This is a genomic window from Pedobacter sp. SAFR-022 (assembly GCF_051965375.1).
Lineage (GTDB): Bacteria > Bacteroidota > Bacteroidia > Sphingobacteriales > Sphingobacteriaceae > Pedobacter.
Genome location: NZ_JBQCME010000003.1, coordinates 294,433 through 311,023, shown reverse-complemented (window position 1 = coordinate 311,023; position 16,591 = coordinate 294,433). Strand labels below are relative to the sequence as shown.

At 45.2% G+C, this 16,591-nt stretch carries 18 protein-coding genes; 8 read left to right on the top strand and 10 right to left on the bottom strand.

Annotated elements, in window-relative coordinates; translation table 11 throughout:
* The first annotated feature begins 85 nt into the window (after window positions 1-85).
* The 4 genes from ACTHQF_RS09795 to ACTHQF_RS09780 all read left to right on the top strand — a co-directional run bounded on the left by ACTHQF_RS09795 (window position 86) and on the right by ACTHQF_RS09780 (window position 2,945).
* On the top strand, window positions 86-883 hold the full coding sequence (locus ACTHQF_RS09795; RefSeq protein WP_440429999.1) for a metallophosphoesterase family protein: 798 nt from the start codon (window positions 86-88) through the stop codon (window positions 881-883).
* The gene (locus tag ACTHQF_RS09790) at window positions 864-1,463 is read left to right on the top strand and encodes a hypothetical protein (RefSeq protein WP_440429998.1); all 600 of its coding nucleotides are present in this window, start codon (window positions 864-866) and stop codon (window positions 1,461-1,463) included. Before ACTHQF_RS09795 ends, ACTHQF_RS09790 begins: the two co-directional genes overlap by 20 nt.
* Window positions 1,464-1,542: 79 nt before the next feature.
* The gene (locus ACTHQF_RS09785; RefSeq protein ID WP_440429997.1) at window positions 1,543-1,776 is read left to right on the top strand and encodes a hypothetical protein; all 234 of its coding nucleotides are present in this window, start codon (window positions 1,543-1,545) and stop codon (window positions 1,774-1,776) included.
* Window positions 1,777-1,781: 5 nt separating this feature from the next.
* Window positions 1,782-2,945 carry a baeRF7 domain-containing protein gene (locus ACTHQF_RS09780; RefSeq protein ID WP_440429996.1) on the top strand — a complete coding sequence of 388 codons (1,164 nt, stop codon included), beginning with the start codon at window positions 1,782-1,784 and terminating at the stop codon, window positions 2,943-2,945.
* Window positions 2,946-3,257: 312 nt separating this feature from the next.
* Here the strand turns inward: ACTHQF_RS09780 and ACTHQF_RS09775 are convergent, their stop codons facing one another.
* The 4 genes from ACTHQF_RS09775 to ACTHQF_RS09760 are packed head-to-tail and all read right to left on the bottom strand — an operon-like array spanning window position 3,258 to window position 6,045.
* Complete coding sequence (locus ACTHQF_RS09775) at window positions 3,258-3,401, bottom strand: hypothetical protein (RefSeq protein ID WP_440429995.1); 144 nt, start codon at window positions 3,399-3,401, stop codon at window positions 3,258-3,260.
* Window positions 3,402-3,461: 60 nt separating this feature from the next.
* Window positions 3,462-4,451 carry an MlaD family protein gene (locus ACTHQF_RS09770; protein ID WP_440429994.1) on the bottom strand — a complete coding sequence of 330 codons (990 nt, stop codon included), beginning with the start codon at window positions 4,449-4,451 and terminating at the stop codon, window positions 3,462-3,464.
* 4 nt (window positions 4,452-4,455) lie between these two features.
* Window positions 4,456-5,229 carry an ABC transporter ATP-binding protein gene (locus ACTHQF_RS09765; RefSeq protein ID WP_440429993.1) on the bottom strand — a complete coding sequence of 258 codons (774 nt, stop codon included), beginning with the start codon at window positions 5,227-5,229 and terminating at the stop codon, window positions 4,456-4,458.
* Between the two features lie 9 nt (window positions 5,230-5,238).
* The gene (locus tag ACTHQF_RS09760) at window positions 5,239-6,045 is read right to left on the bottom strand and encodes an MlaE family ABC transporter permease (RefSeq protein WP_440429991.1); all 807 of its coding nucleotides are present in this window, start codon (window positions 6,043-6,045) and stop codon (window positions 5,239-5,241) included.
* 184 nt (window positions 6,046-6,229) lie between these two features.
* Between ACTHQF_RS09760 and pta the strand changes: the two genes are divergently transcribed.
* Both pta and ACTHQF_RS09750 read left to right on the top strand, forming a co-directional pair.
* Window positions 6,230-8,323: a phosphate acetyltransferase gene (gene pta / locus ACTHQF_RS09755; RefSeq protein ID WP_440429989.1), complete on the top strand. Its 2,094-nt coding sequence runs from the start codon at window positions 6,230-6,232 to the stop codon at window positions 8,321-8,323.
* A gap of 13 nt (window positions 8,324-8,336) precedes the next feature.
* Entirely contained in the window at window positions 8,337-9,485 is a 1,149-nt protein-coding gene (locus tag ACTHQF_RS09750) for an acetate/propionate family kinase (RefSeq protein ID WP_440429988.1), read from the top strand.
* 67 nt (window positions 9,486-9,552) lie between these two features.
* On the opposite strand, the gene ACTHQF_RS09745 is transcribed toward ACTHQF_RS09750, so the two are convergent.
* Window positions 9,553-10,206, bottom strand: a complete 654-nt coding sequence (locus ACTHQF_RS09745; protein ID WP_440429987.1) for an alpha/beta hydrolase — start codon at window positions 10,204-10,206, stop codon at window positions 9,553-9,555.
* Window positions 10,207-10,228: 22 nt separating this feature from the next.
* On the bottom strand, window positions 10,229-11,164 hold the full coding sequence (locus tag ACTHQF_RS09740) for a ring-cleaving dioxygenase (protein WP_440429986.1): 936 nt from the start codon (window positions 11,162-11,164) through the stop codon (window positions 10,229-10,231).
* 204 nt (window positions 11,165-11,368) lie between these two features.
* On the opposite strand from ACTHQF_RS09740, the gene ACTHQF_RS09735 reads away from it, so the two are divergent.
* Both ACTHQF_RS09735 and ACTHQF_RS09730 read left to right on the top strand, forming a co-directional pair.
* Window positions 11,369-11,734 (top strand): hypothetical protein, encoded by a 366-nt coding sequence (locus ACTHQF_RS09735; RefSeq protein WP_440429985.1) that lies wholly within the window; start codon window positions 11,369-11,371, stop codon window positions 11,732-11,734.
* A 93-nt stretch (window positions 11,735-11,827) separates the two neighbouring features.
* On the top strand, window positions 11,828-12,361 hold the full coding sequence (locus tag ACTHQF_RS09730; RefSeq protein WP_440429984.1) for a ferritin: 534 nt from the start codon (window positions 11,828-11,830) through the stop codon (window positions 12,359-12,361).
* A gap of 210 nt (window positions 12,362-12,571) precedes the next feature.
* Here ACTHQF_RS09730 and ACTHQF_RS09725 read toward each other — a convergent pair whose 3' ends face one another.
* The 4 genes from ACTHQF_RS09725 to ACTHQF_RS09710 form a co-directional block, all read right to left on the bottom strand.
* Window positions 12,572-13,360, bottom strand: coding sequence for an SDR family oxidoreductase (locus ACTHQF_RS09725; protein WP_440429983.1), 789 nt, complete (start codon window positions 13,358-13,360; stop codon window positions 12,572-12,574).
* A 3-nt stretch (window positions 13,361-13,363) separates the two neighbouring features.
* Window positions 13,364-13,618, bottom strand: a complete 255-nt coding sequence (locus ACTHQF_RS09720; RefSeq protein WP_440429982.1) for a YtxH domain-containing protein — start codon at window positions 13,616-13,618, stop codon at window positions 13,364-13,366.
* Window positions 13,619-13,708: 90 nt separating this feature from the next.
* Window positions 13,709-15,004 carry a gluconate:H+ symporter gene (locus tag ACTHQF_RS09715; protein WP_440429981.1) on the bottom strand — a complete coding sequence of 432 codons (1,296 nt, stop codon included), beginning with the start codon at window positions 15,002-15,004 and terminating at the stop codon, window positions 13,709-13,711.
* Window position 15,005: 1 nt separating this feature from the next.
* Window positions 15,006-16,505, bottom strand: a complete 1,500-nt coding sequence (locus tag ACTHQF_RS09710; RefSeq protein ID WP_440429980.1) for a gluconokinase — start codon at window positions 16,503-16,505, stop codon at window positions 15,006-15,008.
* Window positions 16,506-16,591 lie beyond the last annotated feature (86 nt).

Genomic DNA, 16,591 nt, shown 5'->3' with positions numbered 1-16,591 from the left:
TAGTTTCGTATTCCTTGCTTCCATGTGACAGGCTCTAAGCGCGAAAGGCATTGTTTTTGGTCATCTCAACTTCTTTTAAGCAAGTATGAAGATTTTTACTAATTTACTCGTTCTGTCAGTAATGCTAACTGGTTGTAACGCCTTCGAATACAGTCCGAACCAAACCTTTGATCGCAATTCACCTACAAATCTTAATAAAACTGCCATAAGCAGGCTGATGTCCGTTCAACCGACAAATGATACGCTGAAGTTCATTCTTTCGGGTGACACGCAACGTTCTTATAAAGAAATTCCCGGCTTTATTGAAAAAGTAAATTCATTTGACAATGTCGATTTTATCCTCGTTGCAGGTGATATCACCGAGTTCGGAAATTCGCAGGAGATGGAAGGATATGCCGAGCGGATGAAGAAAGCACAGGTGCCGGTGATTACCGTGATCGGCAACCATGACTTAACCGGGCGCGGCAGGGAATCTTATCAACGGATGTTTGGCGAGCTGAACTTTAGCTTCGTATATAAAGGCACAAAGTTCATTTGCCATGATACCAATAGTCGCGAGTACAGGTATGACGGTCGTGTACCCGATATAGGTTGGCTTGCGCAGCAGCTTCAGCCTGGCGCCGGCGTACAATCCTATATTACCGTTGGCCATGTGCCGCCGCTGTCTGACGACTTTGACCAGAAACTCGTGCCACAATATACAAGGCAATTTGAACAAACCCCTAACTTTCTTGCTGCCCTGTACGGGCATACCCATACTTACCTTACCTCTGCGCCTGAAGATTCCTTCCGGTATGTCGTAACCGGCTCCATCGAAAGCAAAGAATTCATCGTGGTAACTGTAATTAACAACAAACTGACTCATGAACGCGTATTTTATTAAGATTCCATCCCTGATCATTCTCTTTTTACTTAACGGACTCCGGTCAAATGCGCAACAGTTTCTTGTACCTGATGAATTGATCCTGCAACATGCCGGGAGTATCGGTTACCTAAGTGCCGGCGCAGGTTATAAGTTGTTCAAAAATGAACGTGGGAATCTGGACCTGCTGTATGGCTATGTACCCGCATCCAAAGGGGGGGAACTGCATATCATTACCGCCAAATTCGCTTACAAACCTTTTGTGATTAAAGTGAATAAGCTTGGCACCATTTATCCATTTAATCCAGGGTTTTTCCTGAGCTATACGGCGCATAAGGATCTGCAATTTAAGTTCTCCAAAGACAATTGGCCGAAAGGATATTACTACTGGTCGGAAGCCCTCCGCCCGCATTTATCCTTCAGCAATGAAATTGAATTCTCTGAGCCCAAGTTTATCAAAGCCGCTGGTTTGAAGTCTTTAAGTCTCTATTCAGAGTTCAATAGTAATGAATGGTATCTGGTCAATTTCTTTCAAAATGTGCCTGAGGTGTCGATTAAAGACGTATTTAAGCTGGGTATTGGCCTGCGCATGCGTTTCTAAGATTTATTTTTACAAACAATTTTTAGCCCGGAATCATTATTAAGATAACAATACCTTAATAAAACTAAAATTCAAACCTATGGCTAAAAACAATAATGGAAGTTTTGTACCTCCAAAGGGCAAACCTTCAGGTAAAGGAAATGAAACAGCTGGATTGAAAGATGCCTTCGCGGCAATTGATCCTGATAAGGAGAATGAAATTACGGAAAAATATATCTCAGATACGGACAGTCAGGAAGCACTCATTCAGATGAGACACGTGAACAGGAATGTTAATAAAGGGGTAGATTACAACGACGACGCTAATAACTAGGATCTATGGGAGTATTATTAAAGGAAGACATCACGGAGATAACTGGCTTTGAAGCGGATATCTGTGTGTCTATCTACATACCCGCGCATCGTTCGGGTGTAGAAGTAAATGAGAAACACGATGCACTGTTGTTAAAGAATAACCTGCAGCAAGCAAAACGAATTTTAACGGAAAAAGGCAAAAGCCAGGCTGCTGTTGAACAGATTTTAAAAGAAGGCTCAGCGCTGGTAGATAATCGCGAATTCTGGAATACGCAATCGCAAGGATTGGCTTTATTTCTCGCGGAAGGATTTTGTAAGGTCATCAAAACACCTATGCCATTGAAAGAGGAATTGTTTGTAAACTCTTCGTTCAATATCCTGCCGCTGCTGCCACTCATGACTGACGACGCATACTTTTTCCTGCTGATGCTAAGCAAGAAAGACGCGAAGATCTTCCGTGGTGATGCCTATGGTATGGAACTATTGGAAGTTGAAGGTCTACCTAACGGTATGGATGATGTGATTCACTTCGAAGAGAAAGATACGCAGCAAACCATGCGCAGGGCTGGTGCTGGTGCGGGAAGAGGTGCTATTTCAGGCGCGAACTTTCACGGACATGGACCTGGGCTTGCAGATGAAACGGAATGGGTGATCCAATACCTTAAAGAGGTGAATCAAACCTTGTGGACGGAACTGCTGTCGCAGGAGTCTGCGCCGCTAATCCTTGCCGGAACTGAGCAGATCACAGGCTTATACCGCCAGATCTCCAAGTATAATGTTGTTGAGCAAAGTCTTACTGGCAACTTCGATCACGAAGATAAGAATTCGGTATACCAGAAGGTGCGTGAAATTGCGGCACCGTTCTTCAAGGAGCATGTACGCAAGGCATTGAAAACCTACTACGATAATTCAACGACCGAATTAACATCTTCCATTCCAGAAGATGTGATCCCTGCAAGTTTTTACAGCCAGATCTCTGACTTGTTCATCGTGAAAGATGCACACATCTGGGGCACCTTCGACGAGGCCTCCAACGAGTTGGTGATCCACGAGGAAAAACAGGAAGGAGATACCTGCCTGTTGAATAAGGCTGCGATCAAAACCTTGAAAAATGGAGGTGCAGTGCACGTGCTGGAGCAGGAAAAAATGCCCGCAGACAGTAAAGTCGCCGCATTTATGCGATTCTAAATACACGAACCAACGGTTCAATTATAAAGCCGGTCAACCAAGTTGACCGGCTTTTATTTTGCTTGTACTTTTCGCACAGCTCAGCCACACCTTACCCACACCTCAAGCACACCTCACCCACGCAATCTGTGTGTAAGCTGTGTTGCAGCTATGCGTCAGGTGCTGGTCTGTTGTTTCTAATGCTTGAATTTAATTGCAACATGCATCGGCAAAGATGCCGGGCTTTTCGCGGGGGTGCTGTTTGCTTAGCATGTAAGGGAGGGGTATTACGAACAAGCCCTGGTTCATTCAGATGACCAGGGCTTGGGCTTATTACTTTTCTTTCTTGGTGACTTTTACCGGTTTAGCATCCTTCGAAGAAATGACATCTTGAGGCTCGGTGCCTTTGGCTTTCTTCGTATCTTTTTTCTCTTCGCTTGTTGTAGTGCCTTTCGCACCATCTGTTTGCTTTGCCATAACGATTGTTTGTTTTATTTTAGAACAACCTGCATATCGAATGGTTTGGAAAAAATTGCCTTACTGTTGTGCTTTGGCTGCCTTAGCTTCTTCTTTAGCGCGCTTTTTGAAGAACCCACGGAAGAGGAAGTTGCTTTGCAAGGCTTCCAGATCCTCGTCGAGTTTCTTAGAACTTGTTTCCAGGTTTGTCATAATGGATCGAACCTGATCAGCCGTTTGTTTGTCATTAAGTAGAAGACCAGCAGCGTTGTCAGATTGGTTCAACTTAGCAGATGCCGCATTTAGATTCTGCGTCATTTCAGCTGCAGCACGCGCTGTTCGTTGAAGCTCATTGACCGAGCGGCTTAATTGTGCGAATACAGCCGTATCTGTTAGGAGTTTATCCGCAAGGCCACCTTTAGTGTTTAATGTTTTGCTGAACTGATCCAGCTCTCTGGCCATACGATCCGTAGAAGTTGTGGTACGCTCCAGGTTGCTAACAATCTTCCGGAAGTTGTTGGCAATTTTTTCATCAGAGAGTAGTGCGCCGGCAGAACCTTTTCCTTCTACAAGGCCCCTTGCAAGGGTCTTGAAATCACCGGTGATGTCTACCAGGTTTTTGTTGTTCACCTGGAAGGTCTTCATGATGTCGTCTGTGGAAAGTGTTGTAGCCACCTGCAGGCGGTCACCATCTTCAATAAAAGGATATTTCGGATCACCGCCATTAATTACAATGATCTTGTTTCCGATCAGTCCATCAGAACTTATGCTCGCAGTTGCATTCTTATGAATATACTTGTGTGCTTCTTCTTCGACGCTAAGGAATACCTGCACTTCCGACTTGCCATAGAACTGGATCTTCTTGATCGTACCGACCTTAACACCTGAATACCATACGTTATTACCGGCTTTTAAACCCTGAATGTCTGAAAATACGACGTTCAAAGTAAAGCTTTTAACAAAGGTTTTACGCTGCCCGCCTAAGGTGAAAATTGCCAGTACAAAAATCACCAGGCCTACGAATATGAATACGCCTGTGGTGATCTGTTTACGGTTATCTGATTGTGCCATGCTATTATTTTATAAAGTTGTAATCGTAAAAAGGTTTTACCCTTTCATCATTTGTGTCAAAAACCTCATCGAAAGTACCTTGCCTTTGAAACTGTCCGTCCAACAACATGGCCACGCGGTTACCCACCGCTCTTGCGCAGGTTAAATCATGGGTAATAATTATGGAACTGGTTTTATACCGTTCCTGTACTTCGTTGATCAGACTGTTGATCTCCAGGCAGGTTATTGGATCCAAACCTGCTGTAGGTTCATCATACAGCATAATTTTAGGCTGCAGGATCAGCGTACGTGCTATACCAATGCGCTTGCGCTGCCCACCGGATAATTCTGAAGGCATCTGATTGATGGCCTGCAGTAATCCTACGGCGTCCAGGGTGCCCTCCACAGCGCGATTTACTTCAGCTCTGGTAATACCTTTGCGGTTACGTACCAGCGGAAACTCCAAGTTCTCCCGAACCGTCATACTATCATATAGTGCGCTGTTCTGGAAGGAAAAGCCTACGTCGAGGCGCAAAGCGAGCAATTCCTTGTAGCTGATCTCATCGACGTTGTTACCCAAAACCTTCACCATGCCATTGTCGGGCTTCAGGAGACCTATAATAATCTTGATCAACACTGATTTTCCAGTTCCGGATTTTCCAAGTACAACAAGGTTTTCACCGCGGTGAAGGTTTAGATCTACACCCCGGAGTACATGAAAATTTCCGAAAGACTTGGTTAATCCTTTTATCTCGATAACCTTTTCCAGGTTAGTATCTGTAATCGGTCTTGATGTCATAACTGCGGATTAGGATCTGAATAAACCAAAGAACTGAACAGAAATCACTTCCTCAATGAAGATCAGGAACATGGAAATAACTACAGCAGAGTTGGCGGCTTTTCCCACGCCTTCGGTGCCTTTGGAGGAATTATAGCCCTGGTAGCAGCCCACAACCCCAATGGTGAATCCAAAGAGGATGGCCTTCACTGTTGATGCCGTTATATCCAGAAAGGTAATTTGTTCTAGAGAGGACTGGAAGAACAGTTTAGCACTGGTTTCTTCAAACATAGCAACGTTCAGGAGCGCACCAAGCATGCCGATCAATCCGGTATAGAAAGTAAGAATGGGGACGGTGATGGTGGCGGCAAGTACGCGGGTTGCAACCAGAAATTTAAAAGGGTTGGTTGCGGAGACTTCCATGGCATCGATCTGTTCGGTTACGCGCATGGAACCAAGTTCGGCACCGATGCTGGAGCCCACCTTACCAGCGGCAATTAAACCGGTTAACAGGGGTGCAAGTGTTCGCAACAGCGCAATACCTACAAGGGAGGGTAGCCAGGAGGTGGCGCCAAATTCTGCCAGTGAGGGCCTGGACTGTTTGGTAAATACGACTCCAGTGATGAAGCCGGTAGTTGAAATCAGCAGGGCAGAGCGGTACCCAATCTCGAAGCATTGTCGCAGTAGCTCTTTGCCCTCAAATGGTGGTAGAAATGCTTCTTTAAAGAACCGGGCAATAAAGCTGTATACCTCAGCCAGGGTGATAAACATCCTCGAAAAAATTCCGGGTTTTTTATCAACCTGCTCCGGTACGACGGGAGTTTCAGTGTTATCCATTCAATCAATTTTCTTTATCCTTACACGCCATTATCAAAGCATGCGCCAAGAATCGGTAAATATATTAACAGTATTGCAAAACATTGTAATTTGAACCTAATAATGGCTGATGGGGGGAAATCCCTGCTTTAAGCTGGCCGGAGTGGCAAAAAAAATGCATATTGCCCACTATAAACATCTTCTAATGACTAAGAACATTTTTATAGCTTCCGCAGAGCCTTATACCGGAAAATCCGTCATCGCCTTTGGCCTAATCAACATGCTTCTTTCAAAAACGCAGAAGGTTGGCTACTTCAAACCAATCATCACGCAGGAAGATGCTGATCACAAAGAACAACACATAGAAGCAATTTTAGATTTCTTTAATTTACCAATTAATTACAGCGACACTTTTGCGTTTACTGGCCAACAAGTATTGCACCAGCCGCAAACGGAAAATAGCAGTGAGATCATCGACACGATCATCAGCAAATATAAAAAGGCAGAAGAAAACTATGAGTTTACGGTAATTGAAGGCAGTGACTTCCTTGGTGAGGGCACCGCTTTCGAGTTTGAGTCGAATGTGCTTATAGCTAAAAACCTGGCCGCACCGGTGCTAATCGTAGTAACCGGTGAACATAAATCTACGGCCCAGGTGGTGAACACCGCGATCAACATCTTCAGGAATTTTTCTTCCCGCGATGTGCAGGTGCTTGGGATGGTGGTAAACATGGTGAAGCAGGAAAATGTGGAAGATATTAGACAGTTGTTGCTTGCACAAGTCCCTGCAGATATCATGTTAACGGTGATCCCCATGGAAAGCGGATTACAAAGTCCGACCATGCAGGAGATCACAGAAGCGCTAAACGGAAACGTATTATTTGGGGAAGAGCTGATGTCTAACCAGGTCGACAACTTTGTGACCGGCGCAATGATGCTCCCTAATTTTCTGAACCACATCAAGGAAAATGTGTTGATTGTGACTCCAGGCGACCGTGGTGACATCATTATAGGTGCTTTACAGGCCAATCAGTCGACAAATTACCCTAAAGTCGCTGGAATTGTGTTAACAGTTGGCAGTATTCCGGACCAACCGGTTATGAAATTGATAGAAGGTCTGCAAACGGTGATGCCGATCATCAGCGTAAAAACGGGGACTTTCGAAACCAGCAATGCTATCGGGCATATCCACTCCAGAATTACAAAAGACAATAAGAAGAAGATTCAGCTTGCCATACAGGTGTTCGAGAAATATGTGGATCTGAAGGCATTAGATGATAAGATCATTACCTTTACTCCGGAAGGCATCACACCCCATATGTTCCAGTATCAACTGGTTAAAAGAGCGAAAAGCATTAAAAAACATATTGTATTACCAGAAGGTAATGACGACAGGATATTGAAAGCTGCGGCCAGGATCATGAGCCAGGATCTGGTAGAATTGACCATTCTTGGAGATCCGACAGAAATAGGCTTATCGCTGAAAAGACTGGGCCTGAACTTGGATTTAAGTACCATTCATATTGTAAATCCAAAAACTTCAGAGCACTATGACGACTACGTACAGACGCTTTATGAATTGAGGAAAAATAAGAATGTAAATCTGGAGATGGCTACGGATATGATGACCGACGTTTCCTATTTCGGCACCATGATGGTGTATAAAGGGCATGCGGATGGTATGGTGTCTGGCGCGGTACATACCACGCAACACACGATCAGACCAGCCTTGCAGTTTATTAAAACGCGTCCGGGTGTATCTGTCGTTTCTTCGGTGTTTTTCATGTGTTTACCTGAGCGTGTCGCCGTATTCGGGGATTGTGCGGTAAACCCGAATCCAACAGCAACGGAGTTGGCAGAGATTGCAATTTCTTCTGCGGAGAGCAGCATCCGGTTTGGCATAGAGCCGAGAATTGCGATGTTGTCTTATTCTTCCGGTAGTTCCGGTGCAGGAGAGGACGTTGAACGTGTACGTGAGGCGACAAACATTGTACGCGAAAGAAGGCCGGATCTGAAGATTGAAGGACCTATACAGTATGATGCCGCGGTAGATCCCGATGTAGGACAGCAAAAGCTTCCAGGCTCTGAAGTTGCCGGGAAAGCAAGTGTGCTGATTTTTCCGGATTTAAATACCGGTAACAACACGTATAAAGCAGTTCAAAGAGAAACCGGTGCATTGGCCATAGGGCCAATGTTGCAGGGATTAAATAAACCAATTAACGATTTAAGCAGGGGTTGTACCGTGGATGACATTTTTAATACCGTTGTCATTACTGCAATTCAATGCCAGGAAGTATAATATAATAAGTTAGATGAAGATCCTTGTGATTAACTCAGGAAGCAGCTCCTTAAAATATCAATTTTTTAATATGCCTGCTACCGACCCCCTGACCACGGGTTTAGTAGAAAGAATAGGTCTGCCGGGTTCTACGGTAACAAACCATGGTGAGGCGCTCAAAGAAGTGTTGAATGCTTTAAGTGCGAAAGGGATCATACATGGCCCTGACGATGTTGATCTGGTGGGGCACCGCGTGGTACACGGTGGGGAGAAGTTCTGTCGTGCCACGGAAATCACGCCGGAGGTAAAAGAACAGATCAAAGCCTTATTTTCACTTGCACCGCTGCATAATCAGGTAAGTTATACCTGCATTGAAGTTGCTGAACATACCTTTCCTAAAGCGAAGCAGGTTGCTGTCTTTGACACTGCGTTTCATCATACCTTGCCAGATTACGCGTATCGTTATGCTATTCCAAAGTCGTATTACGAGGATTATGGTGTTCGGGTTTATGGCTTTCATGGTACCAGCCACAAAAACGTATCCAAGCAGGCAATGGCATATCTTGGCAATCCGGATGCGCGGTTAATCACCTTGCATCTGGGCAACGGCTGTAGTGTAGCCGCGGTCAAAGCAGGAAAGTCTATAGAAACCAGCATGGGGTTCGGGCCTTTGAGTGGACTCGTTATGGGCACCCGTTCGGGCGATATTGACCCATCGGTGGTATTTCACCTCATTGATCAGGAGCAGTTTACCGTGGCTCAGGTGAGTAATTTATTAAATAAAGGGGCGGGGCTACTAGGTATGGCCGGTTCAAACGACCTGCGTGACGTTCATAAGCTTGCGGACCAGGGTTCGAAAGAGGCCGCACTTGCCTTAAAGTTGTATGCTTACCGGATCAAGAAGTTTATCGGTGCTTATGCGGCGGTATTGAACGGCATAGACGCGGTGGTGTTTACCGGCGGCGTAGGAGAGAATGACAGGGTTATGCGGGCCATGGTTTGCGACGCACTGGAATACCTGGGCATAGCGTTCGACGAAGAGCAGAATAAAGTTGCTGGCGGACAAATCTTTGAAGTCAATCAGCCGAATGCAAAGGTCAAAATACTTGTAGCGAAGACGAATGAAGAGCTTGAAATTGCAAATGAGTGTTTTGCACTTTTTCAGCCGGATCTAAGTCATTAAGCTGCATACCCAATCATTAAAAAAGGCCAACATTTAAGTGTTGGCCTTTTTTGCTGTACTTGTATATTTAAACGTGCTGGATAGGCGTTTGAAAGATCACCTTGTTTGCAAGCTCAATCTCCTCGTCAGTGATGTTGTGTGGTTTGTTGGGGTAAGCAACCACTGTAATCCTGGCATTCATCCTTTCTAACAGGCAACCAGAGTCTTTGACGCGTTTAAGCGGCACATGATGATCGGGGTTACTGGTAGAGATCAGGATCGGTGTTTGCGCAAAATCACCCATATAGGTGGTTTGTTCCAAAACTTCACCAATCAGTCCGCCGGTAAACGCAACCACACCTCCATAACGTTCGGCATTTCTGCTGACATACTCCAAGCTCAGGCAAGCACCCTGGGAGAATCCCAGAAAGTAAATGTTTCGTTTCGGAATGCCGGCGGCAGTTATTTCCGCTACGAGGCGGTGTATCGAGGCGAGTGCCAGATCCAGTGCCGGTTGATTGAACGACAGCGGCGCAATGAAACTTGCCGGATACCAGGTATTCCCGGGCGCTTGCGGTGCAAACACCGCGGTATGTTCGGGCAGCTGAAGTTCGGCCGCCAGTGGCAATATGCCCGTAGCACTCGCACCACGACCATGGATCATGATCAATGCACTTTTAGCCGTTGCCAGCGGGGTTCCCGCTGCAGCATACTGATTATTTTTAACTTCCATTTTACTCATTTAAGATCGTTTGAAAATTGTGTTAGTCGAGCTTTGGCAAGACCGCTTCAATAGCAGACCGGTGTTCTTCATATTGTGCCGGTAACAGCAGATGTTGGCCTAGTTCCTCCTTGCTTTCATCGATCATAAAGCCCGGGTTGTCTGTCGCAAGCTCAAAGAGTACACCTCCAGGTTCGCGGAAGTAGAGCGAATAGAAATAGTTTCGGTCAATTTTTTCCGTGATGTTTAAACCCATGGCGCTGATTTTATCCCGGTAGTACATAAGCGTTGCTTCGTCCTTTACCCGGAAGGCCACATGGTGTACAGAACCGCCTGCGACAAGTCCAGCTGCTTCACCAGTTGCTTCCACAAGATCGACTATAGCAGCTTCTGCAACTGTATCAGTAACGAATCTGGACCGGTTCACCACTTGTTCCTGTAATTGGTAGCCCAGAAGTTCAGTTAAGACAGCAGCAGTTTTTTCAATCTTATTGCTGGTGATGGTAATGTGGTGAAAGCCGCGGATGGCATGTGCCGCCGAAACGTCAGCTGTAGTCCATGGCACTCTGGTATCCTGCTGCTTTGCAACGGTAAGCTCAAACTTCAAGCCGTCCGGATCAAGGAAGGTGAGATACTGCTCCCCGAATTTCTCTGCAACCTTATTGTATATGACGTGGTGATCATCAAGGCGCTTTTGCCAGAATTCCAGGCTACCAGCAGGAACGCTGTACCCAATCTCAGTGACCTGTCTGGTACCTCTACGCCCAGCCTGGATCCCTTCCCAAGGGAAGAAGGTTAGAATGGTGCCCGGTGTTCCTTCTTCGTTACCGTAATAGAAGTGATAGGTATTTGGATCATCAAAATTCACTGTCTTTTTAATGAAACGAAGCCCAAGTACCTTGGTGTAAAAATCATAATTGGTTTTGGCTTTCCCCGCAATAGCGGTGATGTGATGAATGCCTAAGATTTGATTTTCCATGTTGTTTTGTTTTGATATTCAAATTTACGGCTTGTAAGACAGCGAGATCTTATCATATCGTAAGAAATCAGGGGCCTGGCAGCACCTACGTTTTTTACCTCGCGTTTTTCTTAATTAGAATTGTTACAGATAGAATTTCAGATAATTGATCTTTAGTTTGGATTAAATCTAAATAATGCTAACATTTGTACATAATCACATTTAATGAAGCCAAATACATACGTCCCTTCTTTAAACTGGAATAAAGTGTACGGAAATACTTCCGGAACCATCTATCAATCCGATGAGGAGAAATGCTGGTTTATTGATTTTGCGGGGAAAATTGCACGTTTTGATTATCGTAACATCTTAAAGCTAAAAAAGGCAGTTTATAACATTGATATTGAGGCCTTGCTCCTGAGCAATGATAAGTCTGGGGATCTTGAAATCATCTTCATTTGTGCCTGCGACCATTGTTATGTGTTATCGTTGATGGAGATCATTGCCATTAAGGATCTGCTGCAAGGTACTTTTGTAATGCTGGAATTAAATCACATTATCCAGGACCGGTTACACCGCGTGATTGCTTAATCTTCTTTAGACTGCTTCCATATTTCTAATAAAAACGTGTTAATAGATTTGTAGCACTATTTTTGGTTTAAATCAGTTTTAAACACAAGGAATATGAAAGATATCATGCGCATTAAATGCTTGCTTTCTGCAGATGTAGAAGTATTGCTAAACCAACAGATAAAAAAAGAAGCACATTCATCATCACTCTATCTTGCAATGGCTTCATGGTGTAATCGCAATGGATTTGATTATTCAGCAGATTACTTCTTCAAACAAGCAGAGGAAGAGCGAATGCATCAATTGAAGTTCTATAAATATGTACTTGACATGGGTGGGGTAGCAATTTCTCCCGAAATTACCAATATCAAGAATGAATTTAACAGCTTTAGAGAGGTTTTTGAAGAAGCATTGGAACAAGAAGTTAACATTACACAGTCTATTAAGAACATCGCAGCTCGTTGTTATAAAGAATCTGATTTTGTGACCCTTGAATTCCTGAACTGGTTCTTCAAAGAGCAACGTGAGGAAGAATATAAAGCCAGACGTGCGCTGGAACTATTCGAAGTTATTGGCGAAGAAGGTACCGGAAGATGGGAAATTGATAAGCATGTTGGTAAAATTGAATATACCAGTGAGGCTGAATAACCAGAGCGATTTTGTCAAAGAAAGATAAATCTGAAAAAAAGGATTCCAAGAAGGAATTGAAAAAGGTCCTTACCAAGGAGATCCTTAAAGATTTAAAAATTAAGAAGCTTAAGAAAAAGTGCTGTGAAAAGTATAAAAAGGGCAAGCGTTGTAAAAACTGCCCTTTGAATCCCGCACTGTTTTCTTAAGCTTTTTTTATTTCCTCAGCGGTTAGGCCAGGCTAGGTGTTCTTCCACCATCAACTGGTATACTGACCCCATGTACATAGGCTGCCGCCGGGCTTGCTAAGAAGGCGATAACGTTGGCCAACTCTGAAGCCTGACCAAATCGTTTCAAAGGTATGCTTGCTTTTAAAGCCGCTTCAACTTCGGCTTCACTCTTATTTTCTTTTGCTGCTGTCCCGGCAACCAGGCTGCTTAGTCGTGCAGTTTCCGTAAGGCCAGGAAGTATATTATTCACGGTAATGTTATAAGCACCAATTTCATTTGCCAAGGTTTTCGCCCAGGCGGCAACTGCAGCTCTGATGATATTCGAAACGCCCAGACCAGCAAGGGGTGTTTTGATAGAAGTCGATATCACATTGATGATGCGGCCATAGTTAACCTCGCGCATACCTGGAAGTACAGCATTTACCAAGAGCTGATTATTGATCAAATGTTGCTGGAAAGCCGCTGTAAATTCGTCCAAGGCGGCGTTTTCTATCGGACCTGCCTTCGGACCTCCGGAATTGTTCACCAGTATATGAACAGGCTGGTTGCTTATGATTTCTTCAATGGCTTTCTGCACGGCACGCGTATCTGAAAAGTCCGCCACCTTATACTGGTGTTGCTGACCAGATGCTGCTGGGATTTTTGTTAACGCTTGCTGGAGGCTTGCCTCATTCCTGGCAATCAATATGCAGTTTGTACCAAGCTCGGCGAGTTCAACGGCGGCGGCAAAACCAATTCCTTGTGAGCTTCCACAAATAACAGCAGTTTTGTTTAGTAAAGAAAGGTTCATAGGCTATTTGCCAATAAGCTTGGCGCGTTGTTGTTCAAGACGTTCACGAACGGCGTATTTCAGTCCATCCTTGAAGTTATCCAGCAGGTTGTACTGGTTTTCTGCATTGTCAATCAGGGTATCGCTAAAGTTGGTAAAAAAGAGATCTATCTTACGGCGTGAATTTCTGCCTTTCGTTGGCGCGAACAAAATTCCTAAGGCTGCACCTACAGCCACTCCCGCTAAAAGATTTACAATCACTTTTGAGTTGTCTTTCATCTTTGATATAGATAAAGGCTGTTTTTGCGCTTTACGGCTGTTATTGAGCAATTTTAAGGCCAAATCGGCCAATCTATTCAGTTTGATACGTTAGTAAATGAAGTAGTTTAAGATCAGAACACCGACAATGCCGAGTACCGAAACGATGGTTTCCATAAGGGTCCAAGTTTTAAATGTTTCCTTAAGACTGAGTCCGAAATACTCTTTAAACATCCAGAAACCCGTATCATTAACGTGTGAAAACATCAAACTACCCGCACCTACAGCCAACACCATCAGCTCTGGTGATGCACCTGCAACAACCAACGGCACCACCATGCCAGAGGCTGTAAGTGCGGCAACCGTCGCCGAGCCAAGTGTTACCCGCAGTAATGCAGCGATTAGCCATCCCAGGAAGAGTGGTGAAGCATTGATGCTGTTCGCAAGGGTCTTTACATCGTCTCCGATACCGCTGTCTACCAATATCTGTTTAAATGCACCGCCGGCCGCAATGATCAGTAGGATCATGGCAACGCCCTTAACCCCGTCGGTGCAGGAGTCCATTGCTTTAGCGATAGGAAGGTTTAGCATCAGCAAGGTGATGAACAAGGCAATCAATAATGCTATGGTAGGGTCGGATATGAAGATGAAGAAAGCTCTGGCAGGTCCATCTGCAAAGGCTAGTGTACCCAATGTACCTGCGGTGATCAACACGATGGGTGACAGCGCAATGATAAAGCTTTTAAAAGCCGGTGGCAGCAGATGCAGGTCATCAAAGGTAATGAGCTGATGTTGATCGACGGTTTTATCCCTCTTGATGATCATTCGCGGAAAGAAAATTCCAGCTGCTATAGCGATGGGGATGCTGAGGATAAATCCATAAATCAGCAATTTCCCAATGTCGGCATGGAAGATACCAGCAAGTGCTACCGGACCAGGGTGCGGCGGTAAATAGCCATGGGTAACGGAAAGTGCCGCCGCCATTGGAATACCGACATAGAGCTTCGGCAGCTTTGCGGCACCAGCGATTGCAAATACGAGTGGGATGAGCACCACGAAACCGGCATTGTAGAAAAGCGGAATGCCGACCAGGATCCCGGTAATCAATACAGCCCATTGAATATGTTTGGCGCCAAACAATCTGATTAAAACCACCACGATGCTCTTCGCGGCACCACTATCTTCAGCAAGTTTACCAATCATGGCTCCAAGTGCAAGGACCATGGTCATACTGCCCAGCGTACTGCCGATGCCATTGTTTACCGAGGTCATCACCTTAAGTATTGGCATGCCCAGCATCAGTCCGGTCGCAATGGAGGCAATAAGGAGGGCAAGCATGGGGTTGATCTTTTTGATGATCAGTATAAGCAAGATGATGATGCCTGCAAGAACGTAAAGGAAATCCATATTAGAGGGCTAAGCTTTTAAGGGTATGCATAACTGTTTTCAGGTCGTCGTAAAGCCTGCCGTAAACAGGCTGAAGTTTCTTGTACACCTCATGCTGGCTGTAGTCGGGCATGATGGTTTGTGTTTCCTGGGAGAGCTTCTCCTCCAGTTCCGAATCTGGATGTAGCACCCGGGCCGCCAGTATGATTGCGCCAATAGCGGAGGCATCGTCGGCCTGAACCACAACCAGCTTTTTGCCGGTTACATTGGCCAGTACCTGCATCCACACGGGCGCATTGAGAAAGCCGCCGCTGATATTAAGTTGTTTGATCGGCATGGTGGCCTGTTCAACCGCAAGAAGTACCTCATTGATAGCCATGCAAACACCTTCGAGTACAGCCCTGAAAAAGTGCTGCTGACCGTGGTGCAGTTGCAGACCCACAAAATTCGCGGTTACGGCAGTGTCCCAGATTGGTGCCCTTTCCCCGGTGAGGTAGGGGACAAAGATCAGTCCGCCCGAACCTGCCGCTGTCGCCTCTATCTGTTTGAAAAAGTATTCATAATCCGCTTCGTCTGGTTCTACTTTATTCAGAAATTTCTCTATTGCCCAATCAACTGCAACACCTCCATTGTTCAGCGGACCACCGCAGACATAGGTTTGCTCGTCGAGCAGGTAGTTAAAGGTCATTGCTTTGAAATTGTATACCGGTGCATTTGCCGTAACGCGGACGGCTGCACTGGTGCCTATAGTCAAAGCAGCTTTGTAATCGTCCGTCACGGCGCTGCCCAGGTTGGCGCAGCAGCCATCACTGGAACCTATCACTACGGAAATTCCCTTATCCAGCCCAAGGCTGCTTAAGACTTCAGGATCGTCGATTTTTCTGGAGAAACTGGTGTTTACCGGAGTGGAAAGCCTATCGGCTGTAATGCTTGCAATCTCCATGATCTCCGGACTCCATTGCAGTTTGATGATATCAAACAGCCCGGTTGCAGAAGCAATACCATAATCTATTTCGAAGGTGCGAAAGAGCTTAAACCAAATGTATTCTTTGATGGAGATAAATTTATGGCTTTGCTCGAAGAGATCCTTGTTGCTGCCTTTTAGCCAGAGCAGTTTACTCAAGGGAGACATGGCATGGATCGGGGTTCCGGAGGTATTATAAATGAACTCCGCTTCCGCACTTTCACGAAGTATTTCCGCCAGCGCTTCACTTCTGGCATCAGCCCAGGTGATCATGTTGTGCAGCGCCCCTCCATTTTGATCTACCGGTATGAAGCTATGCATGGCACTACTTAAGCTGAATGCTTCAGGTGCATAGCCCATTTTTTGCATGGTGTCTTTGATACAGCCCCTAAAACCTTCCCAGATGTCTTCCGGATTTTGTTCACTATAGCCTGGTTCGGGGTTTAGGGTGGGATATCCACATTGTGACACATTCAATACATTTCCTTCCAAATCCATGGAAACAGCTTTGGTGCTGCCTGTACCGATGTCAATTCCAACAATATAGGGTTTACGCATGCAATTATATTTGGTTTCGGTCACTAATATATAAAACTGTTGTTTAAACACGCTCTTCCGGGTCCTTTAGTTCCCGTAATCTTCTT